This is a genomic window from Novosphingobium sp. IK01, assembly GCF_033242265.1.
In the GTDB taxonomy this organism is placed as follows: Bacteria; Pseudomonadota; Alphaproteobacteria; order Sphingomonadales; family Sphingomonadaceae; genus Novosphingobium; species Novosphingobium pituita.
Genome location: NZ_BTFW01000001.1, coordinates 2239683 through 2262025 on the forward strand (window position 1 = coordinate 2239683; position 22343 = coordinate 2262025).

The following is a 22343-nucleotide window of genomic DNA, read 5'->3' on the forward strand; positions in this document are numbered from 1 at the left end:
GGCCGGGGCGGATCAGGCCATGCAACTCGGCCGATCTCACGCTTGCCCGGGCCTCTGGCACCGACCGCACTTGGCAGCCGGGACATCGCACCTGCTTCGCTGCATATAGGCCAAAACCGCCTGTTGCGCAAGGTTCTTGGGGAAAAGCCCTCGCGCGGCCTTCCTTGCGCCCCCCACCCGGCCCGCACGAAGCGCCTTGCCAGCGCCGTTTTTCAGGCTTATCGGCCCTTTCACGTCACTTGGGGAGTAGCCGCCGCGCATCGCGCGGTGCCCAGCGTCAACATACTTGGCCGAGAGGCCATGGCGCGGGAAGCGGCGCACCGGACAAGCCCTCACACGGCCAGACCGGGCGCCACGGGCGAGACCAATGGCAGCTTCGCGATTCGCTCGGCCGGGCGGGATGGCGCAGTTGTCGTTTGTCTCGATGGTTCGCCCGGCCCCGGATTGCTTAGCCATGGCGCCTCTTCTCGAAGCCTTTTCCACCTCCACCGCCGTCGTCGCCCTCGCCGAGATCGGCGACAAGACCCAATTGCTGGCCATCGTGCTGGCCACGCGCTTCAAGCGCCCCCTCCCGATCGTGGCGGGCATTCTGGTGGCCACGATCGTCAACCATTTCCTCGCCGCCCTCGTCGGCGTGGTCGCGGCCGACCTGCTCGACGGGCAATGGTTCCACTATGCCGTGGCAGCCGGGTTCATCGCGATGGGCCTGTGGACGCTCGTTCCCGACACGCTCGACGACGAGGACGACACCAAGAGCCCGGCCCGCTTCGGCGCGTTCCTGACCACGGTGGTCGCCTTCTTCCTCGTCGAGATGGGCGACAAGACACAGGTCGCCACGATCGCGCTGGGCGCGCGCTTCCACGATGCGGTCGCGGTCACCTGTGGCACCACGCTGGGCATGATGATCGCCAATGTGCCCGCCGTGTTCCTCGGCAATGCGCTGATCGCGCGGGTGCCGATGGTGGCCGTGCGCATGGTCGCGGCGGCGCTGTTCCTGGGCATCGGCGTCTGGCTGCTCGCGCAGACCGCCGGGCTGGTCTGACAGGAGCCCCTGCCCTGCTTCCGAAAAGCCCGGAAGCAGGGCCTCCCCCTTATTACTCGCCCGTTATTACTGGCCCGTTATTACTGGCCTGCGGGCTTGTCGCCCTTGGCAGGCGCGGGTTCGGCATCGCGTTCGCGGGCCAGACGCGCGTCGTATTCCTTTTCGAGCTGTTCGACGCGGGCCTGTTCGTCGGCGGCATCCTTGTCGATGGTCTGGAGGCGACGTTCGCGCTCCTGCTCGATCAGCTTGCCGAACTGCACGTCGCCGCTCTGCTTCTTTTCGGCATAGGCATCGTGGATCAGGCGCGTGGTGCAGCCCGAAGCCCCGCCCGAGCCGACCGGCGAGCACGAATTGATGCCCGCAGCGCCGACCGTCTCATAAGCCCGCACGCGATCGGTCCAGGTCTGGTTGCGCGGATCGTTGGGATTGTCGCGCAGGGCGGTGGGGATGCGATAGCGTTCGGCTTCGTCCTTGCGGGCGCAGACCGTGATCTGGCCAGCGGTCGAAGCCGGGCAGGGATCGTCGCCATAGACGATCAGCTGGTTGACCTTCTCGCCGTTATCGACCGGGCCATCGACCTGCCCGGCATCAACTGGATTAGCGGTCTTGCCCGGTGCCGCTGCCAGAGCACCCGACGGGATCGCCGCCACGGCCAGAACAACCGGCGCAAGGGCCAGAAAACGGAAGCGTGAGGCAGCAAAGGACATGATCGGTCTTCTCTCCAGCGCGCAAACCGGACCGCCAGAGGCAAGGTGCTTCCGGCGGGCCTTCATGGGCTTGCCCGACTATACGCCGGACGGCCCGAAATTGATAGATGAGGCAGGCAGATGAGAATGGCGCGCCCGCAGGCACGCCTCCCTCAGATCCGCTCCGACAGCTTGATCGCCGCGCGGCACCCCAGACGGATCGCATTGAACAGCAACGGATAGGCCGGGGTCTTTTCCGCGCCCGCTGCCAGTGCGGCGTCGCGGTGGGCGCGCTCGTCGTCGCGGAATTCGCGGATCGCGTCGGACAGTTCAGGGTCCGCATCGCCCAGTTCTTCGAGCTGCTCGGTATAGTGGCGGTCGATCTCGGTCTCGATGGCCGCCGTGCAGGCCATGGCCGCGCGCGGCCCCATCAGCGCCGTGGCCGCGCCGAGCGCAAAACCGGCCACCGACCACACCGGGCTGAGCGCCGTGGGGCGCACCCCGCGCCGGGCGATCAGTTCATCGAAACGGGCGCGATGATCCTCTTCCTGACGCGCCATTTCCACGATCTCGGCCGAATCCGGCCCGCGATCCCCCATGACCGCCAGTTGCCCGGCATAGATCCGCGTGGCGCCAAATTCGCCCGCCTGGTCCACGCGGATGATCCGCGCGATATCGATACGGCTCATTGCCTCAAGCTCTCCCTCAGGCTCGCTGGGCCCGTCCCCGCACTGCCAGCACCACGATCGCCAGCGCCGCAGGAACCGAGAACAGGAAGTTGTAACCAGCCATGCTGATGTCCATCAGTGTCCAGGCCGGGGTGTCGCACCGCACCAGCGGCGCGGCCAGAATGGCGGCGAGCGGATCGCCCTCGATATGGTTGGTCGAGCAGGTCGTGATGCCCTCCCACCAGTGATATTCGACGCCCGCGTGAAAAGCCCCGATCAGCCCGCTCGACAAGACGCCGAGCCCGGCCAGGATCACCAGCACCGTGCTTTCCGGGTGTCCCCGGCGCAGCAGGGCCAGAATGGCCAGGGCAATGGCCGCGATATGGCCATAGCGCTGCCACCAGCACATCTCGCACGGCGCCAGGCCGAACCCGAACTGGGCAACCAGCGCGGTGGCCATCGCCACGGCGGGAACCGCCAGCGCCAGCACCAGCGCGAGGGATGCCGCACGCGGTGCGGCTGGAGCATGTTGAACCATCTGGTCCGCCTTTACTTCCTGTGCAGCGCGGCAAGCGCCGTGGGCGTGGTCCGCTCCAGGGTCTGCACGGCATAATAGAGCTGGAAATCGTCGATGCCCTTGGCCTTGAGTTGCTCGGGCGTCATCTTGAAACGCGGATCGTCGATCTTGTCCTTTTCGAGATCCTTGTCATCCTTGATCTCGTTGATCAGGTGGCGGCGCAAGTCGCTCTCGCGATAGGAGCGCAGCGCGCGCTTGCGCAAGTCGGGGTCGGAAATCTGCGGCACGGCGATGTCGGGCTCGATCCCGCCTTCCTGCACCGACCGGCCCGAGGGCGTGTAATAGCGCGCCGTGGTCAGCTTGAGCGCGGCATCCTTGCCCAGCGGGATCAGCGTCTGCACGCTGCCCTTGCCAAAGCTGCGCTGGCCCATGATCAGCGCGCGGTGCTGGTCCTGAAGCGCGCCCGAGACGATTTCGGAAGCCGAGGCCGAGCCTTCGTCGATCAGCACGATCATCGGCAGGCCCCGCGCGATGTCGCCGGGATGGGCCGAATAGATCGCATTGTCGTCGGCCTCGCGCCCGCGCTGCGAAACGATGGTGCCGCTGTCGAGGAAATCGTCGGACAGGGAAACCGCCTCTTCGAGCAAGCCCCCCGGATTGCCGCGCAAGTCGAGCACGACGCCCGCCAGATGGCCGCCAGCCTGAGTCTTGCCGGCCTGCGCCTTGATCGCCTGAAAGGCCTGCGCGACTTGCGCCCCCACGTTCATGCTGAACGAGGAGACCGAGATCACGCCCACGTTGTCCTTCACCTTCCACTCGACCGGCTTCAACTCGATCACCCGGCGCGTCAGCGTGAATTCGAGCGGCTCGTCATGGCCGGGACGATAGACGGTCAGCTTGATCTGGCTGCCGGGGGGGCCGCGCATCTGGTCGACCGCCTCGTCGAGCGAGCCGCCATAGATCAGCTTGCCATCGAGATGCGTGATGTAGTCCCCCGCCTTGATCCCGCCCAGATCACCCGGCGTGCCCTTCATCGGCGCGATGACCTTGACCGCGCCATCGTCGAGCGTGACCGACAGACCCAGGCCACCATAAGCCCCCTCGGTCTGGGTGCGCAGGTTCTCGAAATCGCGCGCCTCAAGATAGGCGCTGTGCGGATCGAGCGTGGCCAGCATACCGTCGATGGCGCCCTTGATCAGGGTGTCGTCGTCGACCGGCTCGACATAGTTGGTCTTGATCTTCTCGTAGATGGTCGCAAGCTTGGCAAATTGGGGCCCGGTGCGTGAATCCACGGCCGCAAGGCCCGCAGTGGCCACCGGCAAGACCGCCACTGCGGTCACCAGCGCCGTTGCGCGCAGCAGGGAAGCAAGCGGTTTGGCCATGGGCAAGTCGGACTTTCCTTGCGTAGAGCGCTGAGCCCCTACGGATTTCAGGCGGCAGGAGTGCCAATCGAAGGCTTGTATAGCGCCCGGTGCCTGAACGCCAGATGGAGTTGGCCCCTCACCCCTGCCCCCTCACCCACGCCCCATCACCCCAACTCCCTCACCCATGCAGGACTCCCAGCGGATTGATCGGCGCGCCATCCTTGCGCAGCTCGACCGTCACTTGCGGACGGGCGGGCGCGGCAATGCCCAGTGGCGAACCTTGCACCACCTTGTCGCCCACGCCCACGTCGATCCGCCCCATCCCCGTTATCAGCGAGGTCCAGCCCCCGTCGTGCTCGACGATCACGATCTGGCCATAGCCGCGATAGGGCCCGGCAAAGGCCACCCGCCCCGCGGCCGGGGCAACGATCTGGGCCGAAGGCACCGGGGCGATGGTCAGCCCCTGCGCCGCGCCGGTCGCCCCCTGCTCGCCAAAGCCGGTCGTGACCCGGCCCGCCACCGGCAGGATCCAGGCCAGATGCTGCGCCTCGCGCTGCAAGGGATCGGCGTCCTCGACCATCAGCACCGCACCGGGATGGTCGGGCCGCTGGACCGGACCGGGCAATGCGGCGAGCAGGTCGCGCATCTGTCCCTCGCGCCCCAGTTGCTGCATCAGGGCCGCCAGATCGCGGGTCTGTTCGGCCAGCGCGAGGGCATGGTCGTTCTCGCGCGAGGCATTGCCATTGGCCGCGCGGCTGGTGATGCGCTGGCGGCTTTCGAGCGCGGCCAGATCGGTGCGGCGCTGGGCCAGGGTCACCGCGCTCGCGCGCAGGCGCTGGCCTTCGCTGCGGGCCTGCTCCTGCAAGGCCCGCCCGCGCACGATGGCGCTGCGCAAGGGCGCCGTGCTGCGGCGGACCTGCGGCAACATGGTTTCGAGCACGGCGCGCAAATAGACCGTCTCGCGCAGCGAATCCGCCCGCATCAGGCTGAAGGCCAGCGGGCGCCGCGCCATCAGTTCGAGCGCGGCGGTCAGCCGCACGACCGGTTCCTGTCGCGCGGCCATGCGCGCGCGCAGATCGGCGCGTTCACGGTCGATCAGGGCAATGCGCGCCTCGCCCATGCGGATTTCGGCTTCGGACTGCTGGATGCGTGCGGCAATCGCGGCGGCCTCGCGCGCGGTCTTGTCGGCAGCGGCCGTAGCGGCGCGGGCCTGTGCCTCCAGCGTTTCGCCCCGCTTGCGCGCCTCGACCAGTGCGGCCTGGGCCTGCCGCAAGGCTTGCCCCGCCTCCCCCGCGCTCTGATAGGCCGCGCCCGCTTGCGCCCCGGCAACCTGCCACAGGGCCAGCGCCGCCAGCGCGCCGCCAGCCAGCACGAGCCCGGCCCGCTGCGCCCGCGCCGACGCGCCAGAGAGGCGCCGCGCGATCATCCTTCGCGGTGATAGGGGTGGCCAGCGATGATGCTGGTCGCCCGCCAGAGCTGTTCGGCCAGCATCGCGCGGGCCAACATGTGGGGCCAGGTCGCCGCGCCAAAGGCGAGCAAAAGGTCCGCCTTGTCGCGCAAGGCCTCGTCATGGCCATCGGCGGCCCCGATCAGAAAGCGCGCCTCGCGCACGCCATCGTCGCGCCAACGGCCCAGAATGCGGGCAAATTCGCTGGAAGTCAGCTGCTTCCCGCGCTCGTCCATGGTGACGATCCGCGTGGGGGTGGCCGTAATCGGGGGGATCGTCCCGCCCTTGTCGGGCAGTTCGGTGACCTTGAAACCCCAGGTCACGCGCCTGCCATAGCGCTCGACCAGCTCGGCCTCGGGCGAGCGGCCGATCTTTCCACGGGCGATGATGTGCAACAACATCCCCCTGCCTTAAGCGAATTGATCGGCTTTGGCAGGAGGATTTGTGCCATCGGCATCCCCCGATGCGCATTCAGGCCGCTCCGGCGTCGCCGAAGCCCCACATGCGTTCAAGGTTGTAGAAGCTGCGCACTTCGGGACGGAACAGGTGAACGACGATATCACCCGCATCGATCAGCACCCAGTCGGCAGCCGGCAGGCCTTCGATACGGGCATTGCCATAGCCGGCGTGCTTGATACGCTCGGCCAGCTTCTGGGCCATCGCCGCAACCTGACGGGTCGACCGGCCCGAGCCGATCACCATGAAATCGGCAATCGAGCTTTTCCCTTCCAGCGGAATCGTTACGACTTCCTGCGCCTGGTCATCGTCGAGCGAGGCAAGCACGAGGTCGTGAAGGCTGGCGGGAGCGCCGGCAGAAGGGGCCGAAGAAGCGGCGCCGGCATCTGCCGGCTGGGGTTGGGCACTGGTCATTGCTTTGAGATCGACTCCATTTGAAAACACGAAGAATTACACCAATCCATAAAACAGACAAAACCAGGCTGGCAAAACCAAGCCTGGCCGTGCGTTCCCGCACGCCCCACCCCGGAGCCATCCGCCATGGCCGAAAACAGGAAGGCGGCCGCGCGCTTCAGCGCCCGCCCCTTCCGAAAGCCTGCTTTGCGACAGCGTGATGGGTCACACCGTCGCGTAAAGCCCGCACCGAAGCCCGCCCCGCGAGGCCCGCTTCCCAATCCGGGTTCGCCTGCCGCACCGCCGTTGCCGAGCGGGGATCGGGATCGAAACGCAGGACAATGAGCGCGGGTGCCGCACAGGCAAAGGGCTTGCACCCTCCCCGACCGGAAGACCGGATCTTGCCAGATTGTCCTGAACCAGATCGCATCCCGTCGCTGCCTGAGGACCCGCATCCGGGCCCAAGGGCGCCAACGCTCGTCTGCCTGCACCGCCGGCGCCATCGGCGCAGCCACACCATGGCGGGGCTCGCCATAGCTGCGTCATCATAACCCGGACGGGCGATAACCGCAATCGGCATCGCGCGGGCAATCCCGCGCCAGTCTTTCCAGCGATGGAACTGGGCAAGATTGTCGGCCCCCATCAACCAGATGAAGCGCCGCCGGGGATAACGGCGGACCAGCGCGCGCAAGGCGTCGACCGTATAGACCGTGCCCAGCTCGCGCTCGATCGCGGTCACCCGAATCGGTGCGCGGCGGGCCTCCCGGCTGGCCGAGGCATAGCGCGCGGGCAAGCTGGCCATGCCCGCACGGGGCTTGAGCACATTGCCGGGCGACACCATCCACCACACTTCGTCGAGCCCGAGCGCACGAAGCGCAAACAGGCTCACCCGGCGATGCCCACCATGGGCCGGGTTGAAGCTGCCGCCCAGAAGGCCGGTCAGCACGGGTCTGCCGCGAGTCATGGAAATCTGGGAAGGCGTTGTACGAAAATTCAGGGACGAACCTGCCCCGTGCCCCGCACCAGCCACTTGTAGGTGGTCAGCCCTTCAAGCGCGACCGGCCCGCGTGCGTGGAGACGCCCGGTGGCAATGCCGATTTCCGCACCCAGCCCGAATTCGCCGCCATCGGCAAACTGGCTGGAGGCATTGTGCATGACGATGGCGCTGTCCACTTCATTGAGGAACCGCGCGGCGGCCTGTGCATCGTCGGTCAGGATCGCATCGGTATGGCCCGAGGAATGGCGCGCGATATGGGCAATCGCCGCGTCCAGCCCGTCGACCACCGCCACCGAGAGCACGGCGTCGAGATATTCGGTGTCCCAGTCCTCGGCTCCGGCGGGCAGGATGCGCGGATCGATCGCCTGCGCGCGCGCGTCGCCGCGCACTTCGCAGCCCGCCTCGATCAGCGGCGTCACCAGCGCGGCAGCGGCAGGATAGGTCGCATCGATCAGCAGGGTTTCCATCGCCCCGCAAATGCCGGTGCGGCGCATCTTGGCATTGAGCACCACGGCCTGCGCCATGGCCGGATCGGCGGCGGCATGAACGAACGTGTGGCAGATGCCATCGAGATGGGCGAGCACGGGCACCCGCGCATCGGCCTGAACCCGCGCGACGAGGCTCTTGCCCCCGCGCGGCACGATCATGTCGACCAGCCCGGCGGCGGTGAGCATCGCGCCAACGACTTCGCGGTCCTGCGTGGGCACGAGTTGCACGACATCGGCGGGCACCCCACCCTCGACCAGCCCGGCCACGAGCGCCTGATGGATCGCGCGGTTGGAATGGACCGCCTCGCTCCCGCCGCGCAGCAGCGCCGCATTGCCCGAGCGCACGCAGAGCGCGGCAGCGTCCGCCGTCACGTTGGGGCGGCTTTCATAGATGATGCCGATCAGCCCGATGGGCACGCGCACGCGTTCGAGCACCAGCCCGTTGGGGCGGCTGCGGCTGTCGATGATCTGGCCGACAGGGTCTTCGAGGCTGGCAACTTGCGCCACGGCATCGGCCATCGCGGCCAGACGCGCGGGGTCGAGCCGCAAGCGGTCGAGCAGCGCGCCGGTCAGCCCGCGTGCCTCGCCATTGGCCATGTCGATGGCATTGGCCGGCAGAATCTCCGGCTCGGCCCGGCGCAGGGACTGCGCGGCCAGCTTGAGCGCGGCTTCCCTGGCCTCCGACGGGAGACGCGCGAGCTTGGTCTGCGCGGCGCGACCGGCGCGGGCCAGCCGCTCCACCAGCGCCTGGGGGGTCTCCTGAGCGGACTCGGGGGCGATTTCCTGAAGCTGCGTCGACATAATGACGCGGCCATACCATCGGCGCGTTCCCCTGTCACGCCAGCCTGTCTGAGGCCCCTCGCCGTCCGCAGGCACAAAAAAGCCCCGCCAGTTTCCCGGCGGGGCCTCTTTGTCGTCAGGTCAGAGAACCTCAGTCCTCGTCGCCCTTGATCAGGTAGTCCGCGGCGTCCGCATCGGTGCCGTGGGTTTCGCCTTCAACGGCAGCCAGCGGATCGTTGCCATAGGCAGCCGCTTCCGGGCCCTGTGCCAGTTCGGCGGCATGCTCTTCAGCAGCCGAACGCGGCGCGATCAGGGCTTCCTGAAGGCGACGGTTGGCAGCCCGCAGGGCCGCGTCGCGGCTGTTGGCCGCCACGCGCATGCGGTTCATGCCCGCGCCGGTGCCGGCCGGGATGAGGCGGCCGACGATGACGTTTTCCTTCAGGCCGATCAGGCTGTCGCGCTTGCCTTCCACGGCCGCCTGCGTGAGCACGCGGGTGGTTTCCTGGAACGAAGCGGCCGAGATGAACGAACGCGTCTGGAGCGAAGCCTTGGTGATCCCGAGCAGGACCGGCTTGCCTTCGGCATGGCGGAAACCGGCGCCAAGCTTGGCGTTGGTTTCGTTCATTTCTTCCAGATCGACCTGTTCGCCCGGCAGCAGGGTGGTGTCGCCACCGTCGGTGATCTCGACCTTTTGCAGCATCTGGCGAACGATCACCTCGATGTGCTTGTCGTTGATCTTCACGCCCTGCAAGCGGTAGACTTCCTGGATTTCCGCCACGAGGTATTCTGCCAGAGCCTCGACGCCGAGGACTTCGAGAATGTCGTGCGGATCGGGCGAGCCCGAGATCAGGTTGTCGCCCTTCTTGACGTAGTCGCCCTCCTGAACGTCGATCACCTTCGACTTGGGGATCAGGTACTCGACCGGTTCGCCCTCTTCCGGGATGATCGCGATCTTGCGCTTGGCCTTGTAGTCGCGAATGAATTCGACGCGACCCGAGACCTTGGCGATGACCGCATTGTCCTTGGGCTTGCGCGCTTCGAACAGTTCGGCAACGCGCGGCAGACCACCGGTGATGTCGCGGGTCTTGGCGGCTTCGCGGCTGGCACGGGCCAGAACGTCACCGGCCTGGACTTCCTGACCGTCCTCGACCGACAGGGTGGTGCCCGGCGCCAGCATGTAGCGCGCGGTTTCACCCGAGGCATCGTCAAGCAGGGTCATGCGCGGACGCAGGTCTTCCTTCTTGGCGCGGCCACCGGCGCGGTTTTCGGTCACGACGCGCTGGGCGATACCCGTGGCTTCGTCGACCTGTTCGGTCAGCGTGCGGCCATCGATAAGGTCCTGATAGCGGACGATACCGGGCTTTTCGGTGATCACCGGCAGGGTGAACGGGTCCCACTCGGCCAGACGCTGGCCCTGGGTAACCGTCGCCCCGTTTTCGTGCAGCAGGTGGGTACCATAGGGCACGCGGTGCATCGCGCGTTCGCGGCCATCGGTGTCCATGATCACGATTTCGCCGTTGCGGGCGAGCGACAGGCGGCGACCGCGGCTGTCGGTGATCGTCGGGATGTCGCGGTAGTGGACGGTACCGTCGCAGATCGATTCGAGGTGCGACTGTTCGTTGACCTGCGCGGCGCCACCGATGTGGAACGTACGCATGGTCAGCTGGGTACCGGGTTCACCGATCGACTGGGCAGCGATAACGCCGACCGCTTCACCGATGTTGACCGGCGTACCCCGTGCGAGGTCGCGGCCATAGCAGGTGCCGCACACGCCCTGGGGCGCTTCGCAGATCAGCGGCGAGCGGATGCGCGCCGACTGGACACCGGCGGCTTCGATGCGCGCCACGGCGGGTTCGTCGAGCAGGGTGCCCTTCTCGCAGATCACCGCGCCGGTCTTGGCCTCGATCAGGTCCTCGGCCAGGGTGCGGCCCAGGATACGCTCGCCCAGCGAGGCGATGGTCGAACCGCCCTGGACGATCGCGCGCATTTCCAGCGCCCGCTCGGTCCCGCAGTCGTTCACCGTCACCACGCAGTCCTGCGACACGTCGACCAGACGGCGGGTCAGGTACCCCGAGTTCGCCGTCTTGAGCGCGGTATCGGCCAGGCCCTTACGGGCGCCGTGGGTCGAGTTGAAGTATTCAAGGACGGTCAGGCCTTCCTTGAAGTTCGAGATGATCGGCGTTTCGATGATTTCGCCCGACGGCTTGGCCATGAGGCCGCGCATACCGGCAAGCTGCTTCATCTGGGTCGGCGAACCACGGGCGCCCGAGTGGCTCATCATGTAGATCGAGTTGATCGGCTTTTCACGGCCATGCTCGTCCACCGGGGTCGCGCGGATCTCGTCCATCATGGCGCTGGCCACCTGGTCGCCGCAGCGGCTCCAGGCGTCGATCACCTTGTTGTACTTTTCCTGCTGGGTGATCAGGCCGTCCTGGTACTGCTGCTCGTAGTCGGCGACCAGTTCCTTGGTCTCGGCCACGAAGGCATCCTTGGCCGCCGGGATGATCATGTCGTCCTTGCCGAACGAGATGCCCGCCTTGAACGCGTTGCGGAAGCCCAGGCTCATGATCGCGTCGGCGAAAAGGACGGTCTCCTTCTGGCCGGTGTGGCGATAGACCTGGTCGATGACGTCGGCGATTTCCTTCTTGGTGAGCAGGCGGTTGACCAGCTCGAAGGGAACCGTGTGGCTCTTGGGGAGGCACTCGCCGATGAGCATGCGGCCCGGCGTCGTCTCATAGCGCTTGAGGTAGGTCTTGCCGTCCTCGTCGGTCTGGGGAACGCGCGCCACGATCTTGGTGTGCATGGTGACAGCGCCAGCGAACAGCGCCTGGTGCACTTCGGCCATGTCGGCCAGAAGCATGCCTTCGCCCGGCTCGCCCTGACGGTCCATCGACAGATAGTACAGACCCAGCACCATGTCCTGCGAAGGCACGATGATCGGCTTGCCGTTGGCGGGCGAGAGGATGTTGTTGGTCGACATCATCAGCACGCGCGCTTCGAGCTGCGCTTCGAGGCTGAGCGGGACGTGGACGGCCATCTGGTCGCCGTCGAAGTCGGCGTTGAAGGCCGAGCAGACGAGCGGGTGAAGCTGGATCGCCTTGCCTTCGATCAGCACGGGTTCGAAGGCCTGGATGCCCAGACGGTGCAGCGTGGGCGCACGGTTGAGCATGACCGGGTGTTCGCGGATCACTTCGTCCAGGATGTCCCAGACTTCCTTGCGTTCCTTTTCGACCCACTTCTTGGCCTGCTTGAGGGTCATCGACAGACCCTTGGCATCCAGACGCGCGTAAATGAACGGCTTGAACAGTTCGAGCGCCATCTTCTTGGGCAGGCCGCACTGGTGCAGCTTGAGTTCCGGGCCGGTCACGATGACCGAACGGCCCGAATAGTCGACGCGCTTGCCGAGCAGGTTCTGACGGAAGCGGCCCTGCTTGCCCTTGAGCATGTCGGACAGCGACTTGAGCGGGCGCTTGTTGGCACCCGTGATCACGCGGCCACGGCGGCCGTTGTCGAACAGCGCGTCAACCGCTTCCTGAAGCATGCGCTTTTCGTTGCGCACGATGATGTCGGGCGCGCGCAGTTCGATCAGGCGCTTGAGGCGGTTGTTGCGGTTGATGACGCGGCGATAGAGGTCGTTCAGGTCCGAGGTCGCGAAGCGGCCACCGTCGAGCGGCACCAGCGGGCGCAGTTCGGGCGGAATGACCGGCACCACGTCGAGGATCATCCACTCCGGACGGTTGCCCGAATCGATGAACGATTCGACGACCTTGAGGCGCTTGATGATCTTCTTGGGCTTGAGTTCCGACTTGGTCTCGGCGAGTTCCTTGAGCAGGTCCTCGCGCTCCTGGACCATGTCGAGGTCCATGAGCATCTGCTTGACCGCCTCGGCGCCGATCCCGGCCGAGAAGGCGTCTTCGCCATATTCGTCCTGCGCGTCGAGCAGTTCGTCTTCGGTCAGCAACTGGTAGCGCTCAAGCGGGGTGATGCCCGGCTCGATGACCACGTAGCTTTCGAAGTAGAGGATGCGTTCGAGCTGCTTGAGCTGCATGTCGAGCAGCAGGCCGATGCGCGAGGGCAGCGACTTGAGGAACCAGATGTGCGCGACGGGCGCGGCCAGTTCGATGTGGCCCATGCGCTCGCGACGCACCTTGGTCACGGTCACTTCGACGCCGCACTTTTCGCAGACGACGCCCTTGTACTTCATGCGCTTGTACTTGCCGCACAGGCATTCGTAGTCCTTCACGGGACCGAAGATGCGGGCGCAGAAGAGACCGTCGCGTTCGGGCTTGAACGTGCGGTAGTTGATCGTTTCCGGCTTCTTGATTTCGCCGAAGGACCAGCTGCGGATGCGCTCGGGCGAGGCCAGACCGATCTGGATCTGGTCAAAGGTCTCGGGCTTGGCGAGCTGGTTGGTGAATTTGGTAAGATCGTTCATTGCGTGATCCTCACTGGGAGGGAAACCTGTGTCGCGCTTTGGGCCGGGCAGCGCGGCGGAGAGACAAAGCCTCCGCCGCGCTCCACCGTCTTATTCGGCTGCCTCGGCCAGGCCGTCGTCGTCCTCGTTGTCGTCAAACGACGAGAGTTCGACGTTGAGACCGAGCGAGCGCATTTCCTTGACCAGCACGTTGAAGCTTTCGGGAATGCCCGCCTCGAAGGTGTCGTCGCCCTTGACGATGGCTTCGTAGACCTTGGTACGGCCGACCACGTCGTCCGACTTGACCGTGAGCATTTCCTGGAGCGTGTAGGCCGCACCGTAAGCCTGGAGCGCCCAGACTTCCATTTCCCCGAAGCGCTGGCCACCGAACTGGGCCTTGCCGCCCAGCGGCTGCTGGGTGACGAGGCTGTAGGGGCCGATCGAACGGGCGTGGATCTTGTCGTCGACAAGGTGGTGCAGCTTGAGCACGTACTTGTAGCCCACGGTGACCTTGCGGTCGAAGGCCTCGCCGGTGCGCCCGTCGAACAGCGTGACCTGACCCGATTCATCGAGCCCGGCCTTGCGCAGCATGGCGGTCACGTCGGCTTCCACCGCGCCGTCGAACACCGGCGAGCCCATCGGCACGCCGTTGCGCACGTTCTGGGCCAGCTCGACGATGCTCGCATCGCTGCGGGCGTCGATTTCGGCGGCGTAGTTCTCGCCATAGATGTCGCGCAGCACCTCGCGCACCGCTTCGGGCGGCTGGCCCGCTTCGGGGTTCGGGTTGGCTTCGCGCCAGGCATCGAGCGCCGCACCGATCTTGCGACCCAGACCGCGCGCGGCCCAGCCCAGATGGGTTTCGAAGATCTGCCCGACGTTCATGCGCGAAGGCACGCCCAGCGGGTTCATCACGAAGTCGACCGGAGTACCGTCTTCGAGGAACGGCATGTCTTCCTGGGGAAGAATGCGGCTGATGATCCCCTTGTTGCCGTGACGACCGGCCATCTTGTCGCCGGGCTGAAGCTTGCGCTTCACGGCCACGAAGACCTTGACCATCTTGAGCACGCCCGGAGCGAGTTCGTCGCCGCGTTCGAGCTTTTCCTTGCGGTCCTCGAACTTCTCCTGGATCGCCTTGATCGCGGTGTCGTACTGGCCCTTGGTCGCTTCGAGCTGCTGCTGGCGCACATCGTCGGCAACCGCGAACTTCCACCATTCGTGGCGTTCCACGTCGGCGAGCAGCTGCTCGTCGATTTCGACGCCCTTCTTGATGCCCTTGGGGGCGGCTGCGGCCACCTGGCCGAGCAGCATGTCCTTCAGGCGGTTGAAGGTGGCGCGGTTGAGGATCGCGCGTTCGTCCTCGCGGTCCTTGGCGAGGCGTTCGATTTCCTCGTTCTGGATGGCGCGGGTACGGTCGTCGATCTCGATGCCGTGACGGTTGAAGACGCGCACGTCGACGATCGTGCCGCTCACGCCCGGAGGCAGGCGCAGCGAGGTATCGCGAACGTCCGAAGCCTTTTCACCGAAGATCGCGCGCAGGAGCTTTTCTTCCGGCGTCATCGGCGATTCGCCCTTGGGCGTGATCTTGCCGACGAGGATGTCGCCCGGATGCACTTCGGCGCCGACATAGACGATGCCCGCTTCGTCGAGGTTGCGCAGGGCTTCCTCGCCGACGTTGGGGATGTCGCGGGTGATGTCTTCAGGCCCGAGCTTGGTGTCGCGGGCCATGACTTCGAATTCCTCGATGTGGATCGAGGTGAAGACGTCTTCCTTGACGATCCGCTCGCTGATCAGGATCGAGTCTTCGTAGTTGTAGCCGTTCCAGGGCATGAACGCGACGAGCACGTTGCGGCCCAGCGCCAGTTCGCCCAGCTCGGTCGACGGGCCGTCGGCCAGAACGTCGCCCTTTTCGACGACATCGCCCACGCTCACCAGCGGACGCTGGTTGATGCAGGTCGACTGGTTCGAACGCTCGAACTTCTGAAGCGTGTAGATGTCGACGCCCGACTTGCCGGGTTCGACGTCGCCCGTCACGCGGATCACGATACGGGTCGCGTCGACCTGGTCGACGATCCCGCCGCGCAGCGCGGCAATCGCGGCGCCCGAATCGCGCGCCACGGTTTCTTCCATGCCGGTGCCGACATAAGGCGCATCGGCCTTGACCAGCGGCACGGCCTGACGCTGCATGTTCGAGCCCATCAGCGCGCGGTTGGCGTCGTCGTTTTCCAGGAACGGAATGAGCGAGGCAGCCACCGACACCAGCTGCTTGGGGCTGACGTCCATGAGGGTCACGGTTTCACGCGGCGCCATCACGAATTCGCCGTTCTGACGCGCCGAGACGAGTTCTTCCACGAACGAGCCGTCTTCGTTGGTCGCCGCCGAAGCCTGCGCCACCGTGTGCTTCTGCTCTTCCATCGCCGACAGGTAGACCACGTCCTTGGTCACCTTGCCGTCGATCACCTTGCGGTACGGGGTTTCGATGAAGCCGTACTTGTTGACGCGGGCGAAGGTCGAGAGCGAGTTGATCAGACCGATGTTGGGCCCTTCGGGCGTTTCAATCGGGCAGATACGGCCATAGTGGGTGGGATGAACGTCGCGGACTTCGAAGCCTGCGCGCTCGCGGGTCAGACCGCCCGGCCCGAGCGCCGAAACACGGCGCTTGTGGGTGACTTCCGAGAGCGGATTGGTCTGGTCCATGAACTGCGAGAGCTGCGACGACCCGAAGAATTCGCGCACGGCGGCCACGGCCGGCTTGGCGTTGATCAGGTCGTTGGGCATCACGGTCGACACGTCGACCGAGCTCATGCGTTCCTTGACGGCGCGTTCCATGCGCAGCAGGCCGACGCGATACTGGTTTTCCAGCAGCTCGCCCACCGAACGCACGCGACGGTTGCCCAGGTTGTCGATGTCGTCGACTTCGCCCTTGCCGTCCTTGAGGTTCACCAGTTCCTTGACCACGGCGAGGATGTCCTCGGTGCGCAGGGTGGTGATCGTGTCGGGGCAGTCGAGGCCAAGGCGCATGTTCAGCTTGACGCGACCCACGGCCGAAAGGTCGTAGCGGTCGGCGTCGAAGAACAGGCCGTCGAACAGGGCTTCGGCGGTTTCGCGCGTCGGCGGTTCGCCGGGGCGCATCACGCGGTAGATGTCGGCGAGCGCGTGGTCACGGTCTTCGGCCTTGTCGGCCTTCATCGTGTTGCGGATCCACGGGCCGATGCCGACATGGTCGATGTCGAGCAGGGCCAGGCTGTCCACGCCCGCGCGGTCGAGCGCGTCGAGGTTCTCAGGGGTGACTTCGTCGCCCGCCTCGATCCAGATGCGGCCGGTCGATTCATCGATCAGGTCGAGCGCCGAATAGCGGCCGAAGATTTCCTCGGTCGGGATCAGCAGGCTTTCCAGACCGTCCTTGGCTGCCTTGTTGGCGGCACGCGGGCTGATCTTCTGGCCGGCGGGGAACACGACTTCACCCGAGGCGGCGTCGACGATGTCGAACGTCGGCTTCGCGCCGCGCCACTGGTCGAGCACGAAGGGCACCTTCCAGCCACCCTCGGCACGCACCCAGACGACCTTGGAATAGAAGTGGTCGAGGATTTCCTCGCCATTGAGGCCCAGGGCATAGAGCAGCGCGGTGACCGGCAGCTTGCGCTTGCGGTCGATACGCACGTTCACGATGTCCTTGGCGTCGAATTCGAAGTCGAGCCACGAACCGCGGTAGGGGATCACGCGGGCAGCAAACAGGTACTTGCCCGAGGAGTGGGTCTTGCCACGGTCGTGGTCGAACAGCACGCCGGGCGAACGGTGCATCTGCGACACGATCACGCGCTCGGTGCCGTTGATGATGAAGGTGCCGTTGTCGGTCATGAGCGGGATATCGCCCATGTAGACGTCCTGCTCCTTGATATCGATGAGGCTCTTGGTCTCGGTCTCGGCGTCCACTTCGAACGTGGCCAGCTTGAGCGTCACCTTCATCGGGGCCGCATACGTGATACCGCGCTGACGGCATTCGCTCACGTCGTACTTGGGCGCTTCAAGGACGTAGCCGTCGCGCTCCTTGATATCGAGGCTGGCGGTGCCGGCGAAATCCTGGATCGGGAAGACCGAACGCAGGGTCTTTTCCAGGCCCGAAACATAGCCCGTCGCGGGATCGGAGCGGAGGAACTGCTCATACGATTCGCGCTGAACCTCGATCAGGTTCGGCATCTGCACGACTTCGTGAATGTCACCGAAGATCTTGCGGATGCGCTTCTTCACGCCGGGGCGTGCAGGGGCCTTGGTTGCCATAGGAGGTGCGTGCCTCTTTGCTCTAACGGGCCGGTCGAAACCGGCGGAAATCTGCCATGCGCGGCGGGTGGCACGACAAACACGCAAACAAGGCCACGTTGCACAGCACACCCTTCACAGATGCCCATGCTCCGCAGCCTTCGCGTCTTGCCGAGACCGACCGGATCCATCCCGAAGCCATCCCCCGCGCATGGGAAGGCCTTGCTCGATCCGACCAGTGATGGGCCCCATATAGGCCGCGCCCCCGGAAAAGTCAAAGGGGCGCCCCGAAAACACGGCGCCACGCGCCAGGCAGCCGACCGGGCAGCCCGCGACAGGACGCGCTTCATCGCACCGCCAAATCGCTCCGCCGCACGGGCCCGAGACACACCCTCACGCAACAGATACCTGTAAGAGCCCGACCCAAAAGTCCTTCGGGTCGGTTTGGCGGGTCTTTTGTGCCACCACGGCGTCGGCTGTTCGCCACGATGCTTCCAGCATCGCTGGGCTCTCAGCCTCCTTGTGGTGACCCAAAATCCCTCGCCAAACCTCCGCCGCCCGACTTTTGGGCCGGGCTCTTAAACGGACAGAATCCGGCAAAGAATCCTGCGAGCAACCGCCAAGATAACACCAAAACGAACCAATAACGTCCGCACACATTTGCATTGTATTTACCACCCGATCCTTACGGCGTATTACCACTGCAACCTGCCTCATTCCTTGCGACTTAGGGCCGGAAGCAGGCCTCACCCCAGCACGGACCGCTCCAGCCCCCCATGGACGACCGCTTCACCTTCATCCTGCCCGCCATGCAGGCCACCTTCGGCGTCACCGCGGTGATGGCGGGCCGCTGGCAGGTGCCCAGCGCATGGTGGTGGGCCGGAGGCTTCCTGGGCTGCGCGAGCGCCTTTGCCATGCCCACCCTGCCCGCGATCATCCCGCTCGAATGGCGCGCGGCGGTGGCCACGGTCATGTTCGTGGCCGGCTTCCTCTGCTTCGGGGAGGCGATGCGCATCCATTTTGGCGGGCGGCGGACATGGATGACCTTGCGCATCAGCATTGCCCTGGTCACCGTCACCGGCAGCACGGCGGGCGTCCTGCTCGACAACCTGCGCCTTCATCTGGCGATGAGCGATCTGGGCTGCGCCCTGCTGATGGCCGTCCCGCTCGTCGCCACCCGGCATCGCCCGCGGCGCACAGGCGATCAGGCCCTGATCCTCGTTGGCTGGGCAGTCGTGGCCGACTGCATGATGCGGGTTGCCACCATCCGCTGGCTGGCATGGGGCGGCCTGGCCGACTTCGCGGCTTCGCCTTACGCCATCCTCTACCAGACCACCGGCTCGCTGATCGGCACCGGCTTTGCCATGGCGGCCCTTGCCTCGATCATGATCTCGGTGCTTATGCGTTATCGCGACTGGGCCATCTGCGATCCGCTCACCGGCCTGCTCAATCGCCGCGGCCTCGACGAGGCCCTTGCCGCACGCGACCAGATCGAACGATGCTGCTCAGCCCTGATCCTGGCCGACATCGACCACTTCAAGACCGTCAACGACCGCTTCGGCCACCATCGCGGCGACGAGATCATCGCCCTGATGGCCAGCACGATCGAGGATCTCCTGCCGCGCGACGGACTGGCCGCCCGCTATGGCGGGGAGGAATTCCTGATCTACCTCCCCCACGTCACGGCCAGCGACGCCGCGGCCTTTGCCGAAATGGTCCGGCACGAATTTGCCGCGCGCACGGGCAGCCCGTCGGGCGTGATCACCGCCAGCTTCGGCGTGGCCGCAGCGCTGACCGGCGAGGCCACGCTCGCCCCGGCCATCCGCCGCGCCGACCAGGGCCTCTATCGTGCCAAGCACACCGGCCGCAATCGCAGCGTGATCCAGGTGACAATGGACGAAGGGCCATCCCCCGCGCTGGCCGTACCACCCGAAAGCCTGCCCCCTCGCGCGGCCCTGGCCTGAAACGTACCGGCCCATCCCCCCATTTCCCCGGCCCATTTTCCTTGACTCCCCCATGCGGATCTGTCAGGGGCCCGCTCGACCGACGGCCTCGTGCCAGTCGCTCATCCGTCCGAGACAGTCGGTGTGCGGGGTTGCCCCGCACTTAATTTCCGGCCTAGGCGGGGAAAAGAGATTTTATGGCCGCACGGCTCCGTTTTCGGATCGTGGCGCCCTTGCCGCCCTCGGGACCATCCCTGATGCGGCATTCCTCCTTCCCTTGTCGAACGGACTCGCCCCGCGGTGCTTGCGCTGCGGGACAAACGTAGCCGGCTGCAAGGGGCTCACCCCCCGTGCAGCCATTGTGAAGGAGTAAGGCATGGATCGTTCGCAAAAGGCCGAATCGGTCGCCTACCTCAACGAACTCGTCGCTGGTTCGGGTGCGGTCATCGTGACCCGCAACCTGGGCATGACGGTGGCCCAGTCCACCGCGCTGCGCACGAAGATCCGCGAGGCCGGGGCGACCTACAAGGTTGCGAAGAACCGTCTTGCCAAGCTTGCCATCCAGGGCACCGACTACGAAGGCATTGGTGAATTCTTCACCGGGCCGACCGCGATCGCTGCCTCGGCTGACCCCGTCGCCGCCGCCAAGGTGATCGTCGAGTTCGCCAAGACCACCGACAAGATCGAAATCGTCGGTGGCGGGATGGGTTCGCAGGTTCTCAGCCCCGATGGCGTCAAGGCTCTGGCCACGATGCCCTCGCTCGACGAACTGCGCGCCAAGCTTATCGGTCTCATCCAGGCTCCGGCCACGAAGATCGCCCAGCTCACGACCGCTCCGGCGGCCAAGCTGGCCCGCGTCTTCAACGCCTACGCCGAGAAGGATGCGGCCTGAGCCGGTTCATACGACTTTTGCCTGGAAGGCCCGCATGGAGCGGGCACCGGGCGTCACATATTAACGGAGTGATACATCATGGCCGATATCGCCAAGCTTGTTGAAGAACTGTCGCAGCTCACCGTTCTCGAAGCCGCTGACCTCGCCAAGGCTCTCGAAGAAGCATGGGGCGTGAGCGCCGCTGCTGCCGTGGCCGTGGCCGCTGCCCCCGCCGGTGAAGCCGCTCCGGCTGCCGAAGAAAAGACCGAATTCGACGCCATCCTGACCGGCGACGGCGGCAAGAAGATCCAGGTCATCAAGGAAGTCCGCGCGATCACCTCGCTCGGCCTGACCGAAGCCAAGGCCCTCGTTGAAGGCGCCCCCAAGGCGATCAAGGAAGGCGTTTCGAAGGCTGAAGCCGAAGAAATCAAGAAGAAGATCGAAGAAGCCGGCGGCACCGTCGAAATCAAGTAATCTTCTTCGGGTTCTTCCCGACAGATTTTCGGGAAAGGGCGGCCCCGCAAGGGTGCCGCCCTTTTTCGTGGGCATTTTTCGAAAAAAGACGCCCGCGCCGGATTTTTTTGCGTCCGGCCTTCCGCATTTCAGCGGAAATTCAGCTCGTCTCTCGCTAGGCACGGCCCATGGCCGTCCACCTCCCCCCCCGCTCGCTCGCTGCTGCCCGCAATCTCAGGCCACGACTGGCCGCATTGGGGGGAGCGCTCGCGCTGGGGCTGGCCGCCATCGTGTTCGCCCGCGCGGGCGAGGCCGCACAGGATCTCTTCGGCCGCCTGTCCAGAGCCTGGCCCTATGCCCCGCTCGTGCTCACCCCGGCCCTGTTCATCGCCGTCACCTGGGCCACGCGGCTCTATTGCGCCCCCGCGCGCGGATCGGGCATTCCCCAGGTCATGGCCGCCGCCGAGGCCCCCTCGCACAAGCTGATCGCCCCGCTTCTTTCGCTGCGTACCGCCGGCGCCAAGTTTCTGGGCACGCTGGGCATGCTGCTGGCCGGTGGCTCGGTCGGCCGCGAAGGGCCCACCGTCCAGATCAGCGCCGCGATCATGGTCGCCGTCCACAAGGCCCTGCGCGTGCCGGTCAGTTCGGGCGTGATCATCGCCGGGGGCGCCGCCGGGGTGGCCGCCGCCTTCAACACCCCGCTGGCCGGGGTGGCCTTCGCCATCGAGGAACTGGCCTCGGCCTTTGAACAGCGCCTCGCGCTGCTGGTCATGCTGGCAGTGATGACCTCGGGTCTCGTCAGCCTCGCGCTCTCGGGCGACTATGTCTATTTCGGCGCGATGAGCGAGCATGTGCCGATCGTGCCTGCGCTCGTGGCCGCCCTTGTCACCGGCGTGGCCGGGGGGCTGACCGGGGGCCTGTTCGCCCGCGCGCTCAGCCGTTTCGGCGAAATCGACACCGGCTGGATCGGCGCGATGCGCGCGCGCCCGGTCCTGCTGGCTGGCGGGCTCGGGCTGATCGTGGCGGTGATCGGCATCCTCACCCATGGCCTGACCTGGGGCACCGGCTATGGCACGACCCGTGGCCTGCTGACCGGAGGCGATGCCTCCGCATGGTTCGGCCCGGCCAAGTTCGTGACGACACTGGCCACCGCGCTCAGCGGGGCGCCGGGCGGCATCTTCGCGCCCTCGCTCTCGGTCGGGGCCGGGCTGGGCCAGTTGGCAGGGGCACTGTTCCCGCCCGACTATTCGGGCGCGGTCGCCATGCTGGGGATGATCGCCTATTTTGCCGGGGTCACGCGGGCGCCGCTGACCGCCGTGATCATCGTGATGGAAATGACCGCCGACCGCGCGATGATCCTGCCGCTGTTCGCCGCCGCGCTGGTGGCCGACCACGTGAGCGCGCAAGTCTGCCCGGAAAAGCTCTACCACACGCTGTCCCACCCCTTCCGCGTCCATCCCCACCACCCCGCACCGAAACCTGCCGCGCAAACTCCCCCGGCACCGGCAGCTCCCGCTGCGGACTGACGCCCGGTTCTTTTCCTTTCTTCTCCATCGCCCGGTCCCTATGG

General features: G+C 66.1%; 16 protein-coding genes and 1 riboswitch. Of the genes, 5 read left to right on the forward strand and 11 right to left on the reverse strand.

Annotated elements, in window-relative coordinates; all coding sequences use genetic code 11:
* Positions 1–228 precede the first annotated feature (228 nt).
* A riboswitch (yybP-ykoY riboswitch) is annotated at positions 229–434 on the forward strand.
* 20 nt (positions 435–454) lie between these two features.
* A complete protein-coding gene (locus SBI20_RS10355) occupies positions 455–1042 on the forward strand; it encodes a TMEM165/GDT1 family protein (protein ID WP_317974961.1) in 588 nt (195 codons plus the stop codon).
* A gap of 80 nt (positions 1043–1122) precedes the next feature.
* Here the strand turns inward: SBI20_RS10355 and SBI20_RS10360 are convergent, their stop codons facing one another.
* The 11 genes from SBI20_RS10360 to rpoB form a co-directional block, all read right to left on the reverse strand.
* Positions 1123–1749 (reverse strand): hypothetical protein, encoded by a 627-nt coding sequence (locus tag SBI20_RS10360; RefSeq protein WP_317974962.1) that lies wholly within the window; start codon positions 1747–1749, stop codon positions 1123–1125.
* Positions 1750–1901: 152 nt separating this feature from the next.
* Positions 1902–2417: a demethoxyubiquinone hydroxylase family protein gene (locus SBI20_RS10365; protein WP_317974963.1), complete on the reverse strand. Its 516-nt coding sequence runs from the start codon at positions 2415–2417 to the stop codon at positions 1902–1904.
* Between the two features lie 16 nt (positions 2418–2433).
* Complete coding sequence (locus SBI20_RS10370; protein ID WP_317974964.1) at positions 2434–2934, reverse strand: disulfide bond formation protein B; 501 nt, start codon at positions 2932–2934, stop codon at positions 2434–2436.
* An 11-nt stretch (positions 2935–2945) separates the two neighbouring features.
* A complete protein-coding gene (locus SBI20_RS10375) occupies positions 2946–4295 on the reverse strand; it encodes a S41 family peptidase (protein WP_317974965.1) in 1350 nt (449 codons plus the stop codon).
* A 160-nt stretch (positions 4296–4455) separates the two neighbouring features.
* Positions 4456–5703: a murein hydrolase activator EnvC family protein gene (locus SBI20_RS10380; protein WP_317974966.1), complete on the reverse strand. Its 1248-nt coding sequence runs from the start codon at positions 5701–5703 to the stop codon at positions 4456–4458.
* Positions 5700–6125, reverse strand: a complete 426-nt coding sequence (locus SBI20_RS10385; RefSeq protein WP_317974967.1) for a 23S rRNA (pseudouridine(1915)-N(3))-methyltransferase RlmH — start codon at positions 6123–6125, stop codon at positions 5700–5702. Before SBI20_RS10385 ends, SBI20_RS10380 begins: the two co-directional genes overlap by 4 nt.
* Before the next feature lie 70 nt (positions 6126–6195).
* Positions 6196–6594 (reverse strand): ribosome silencing factor, encoded by a 399-nt coding sequence (rsfS, locus tag SBI20_RS10390; RefSeq protein ID WP_317974968.1) that lies wholly within the window; start codon positions 6592–6594, stop codon positions 6196–6198.
* Positions 6595–6751: 157 nt separating this feature from the next.
* Positions 6752–7537: a nicotinate-nucleotide adenylyltransferase gene (locus SBI20_RS10395; RefSeq protein ID WP_317974969.1), complete on the reverse strand. Its 786-nt coding sequence runs from the start codon at positions 7535–7537 to the stop codon at positions 6752–6754.
* 29 nt (positions 7538–7566) lie between these two features.
* Positions 7567–8859, reverse strand: coding sequence for a glutamate-5-semialdehyde dehydrogenase (locus SBI20_RS10400; protein WP_317974970.1), 1293 nt, complete (start codon positions 8857–8859; stop codon positions 7567–7569).
* A 130-nt stretch (positions 8860–8989) separates the two neighbouring features.
* Complete coding sequence (gene rpoC / locus SBI20_RS10405; RefSeq protein WP_317974971.1) at positions 8990–13273, reverse strand: DNA-directed RNA polymerase subunit beta'; 4284 nt, start codon at positions 13271–13273, stop codon at positions 8990–8992.
* A 90-nt stretch (positions 13274–13363) separates the two neighbouring features.
* Positions 13364–17527, reverse strand: a complete 4164-nt coding sequence (gene rpoB, locus SBI20_RS10410; protein WP_317974972.1) for a DNA-directed RNA polymerase subunit beta — start codon at positions 17525–17527, stop codon at positions 13364–13366.
* A 755-nt stretch (positions 17528–18282) separates the two neighbouring features.
* On the opposite strand from rpoB, the gene SBI20_RS10415 reads away from it, so the two are divergent.
* The 4 genes from SBI20_RS10415 (at position 18283) to SBI20_RS10430 (ending at position 22299) form a co-directional block, all read left to right on the forward strand.
* Positions 18283–19470 carry a GGDEF domain-containing protein gene (locus SBI20_RS10415; protein WP_317974973.1) on the forward strand — a complete coding sequence of 396 codons (1188 nt, stop codon included), beginning with the start codon at positions 18283–18285 and terminating at the stop codon, positions 19468–19470.
* 355 nt (positions 19471–19825) lie between these two features.
* On the forward strand, positions 19826–20341 hold the full coding sequence (rplJ, locus tag SBI20_RS10420; RefSeq protein ID WP_317974974.1) for a 50S ribosomal protein L10: 516 nt from the start codon (positions 19826–19828) through the stop codon (positions 20339–20341).
* A 78-nt stretch (positions 20342–20419) separates the two neighbouring features.
* Positions 20420–20794, forward strand: coding sequence for a 50S ribosomal protein L7/L12 (rplL, locus tag SBI20_RS10425; protein WP_317974975.1), 375 nt, complete (start codon positions 20420–20422; stop codon positions 20792–20794).
* Between the two features lie 167 nt (positions 20795–20961).
* Positions 20962–22299, forward strand: coding sequence for a chloride channel protein (locus tag SBI20_RS10430; protein WP_317974976.1), 1338 nt, complete (start codon positions 20962–20964; stop codon positions 22297–22299).
* The last annotated feature ends 44 nt before the right edge of the window (positions 22300–22343 follow it).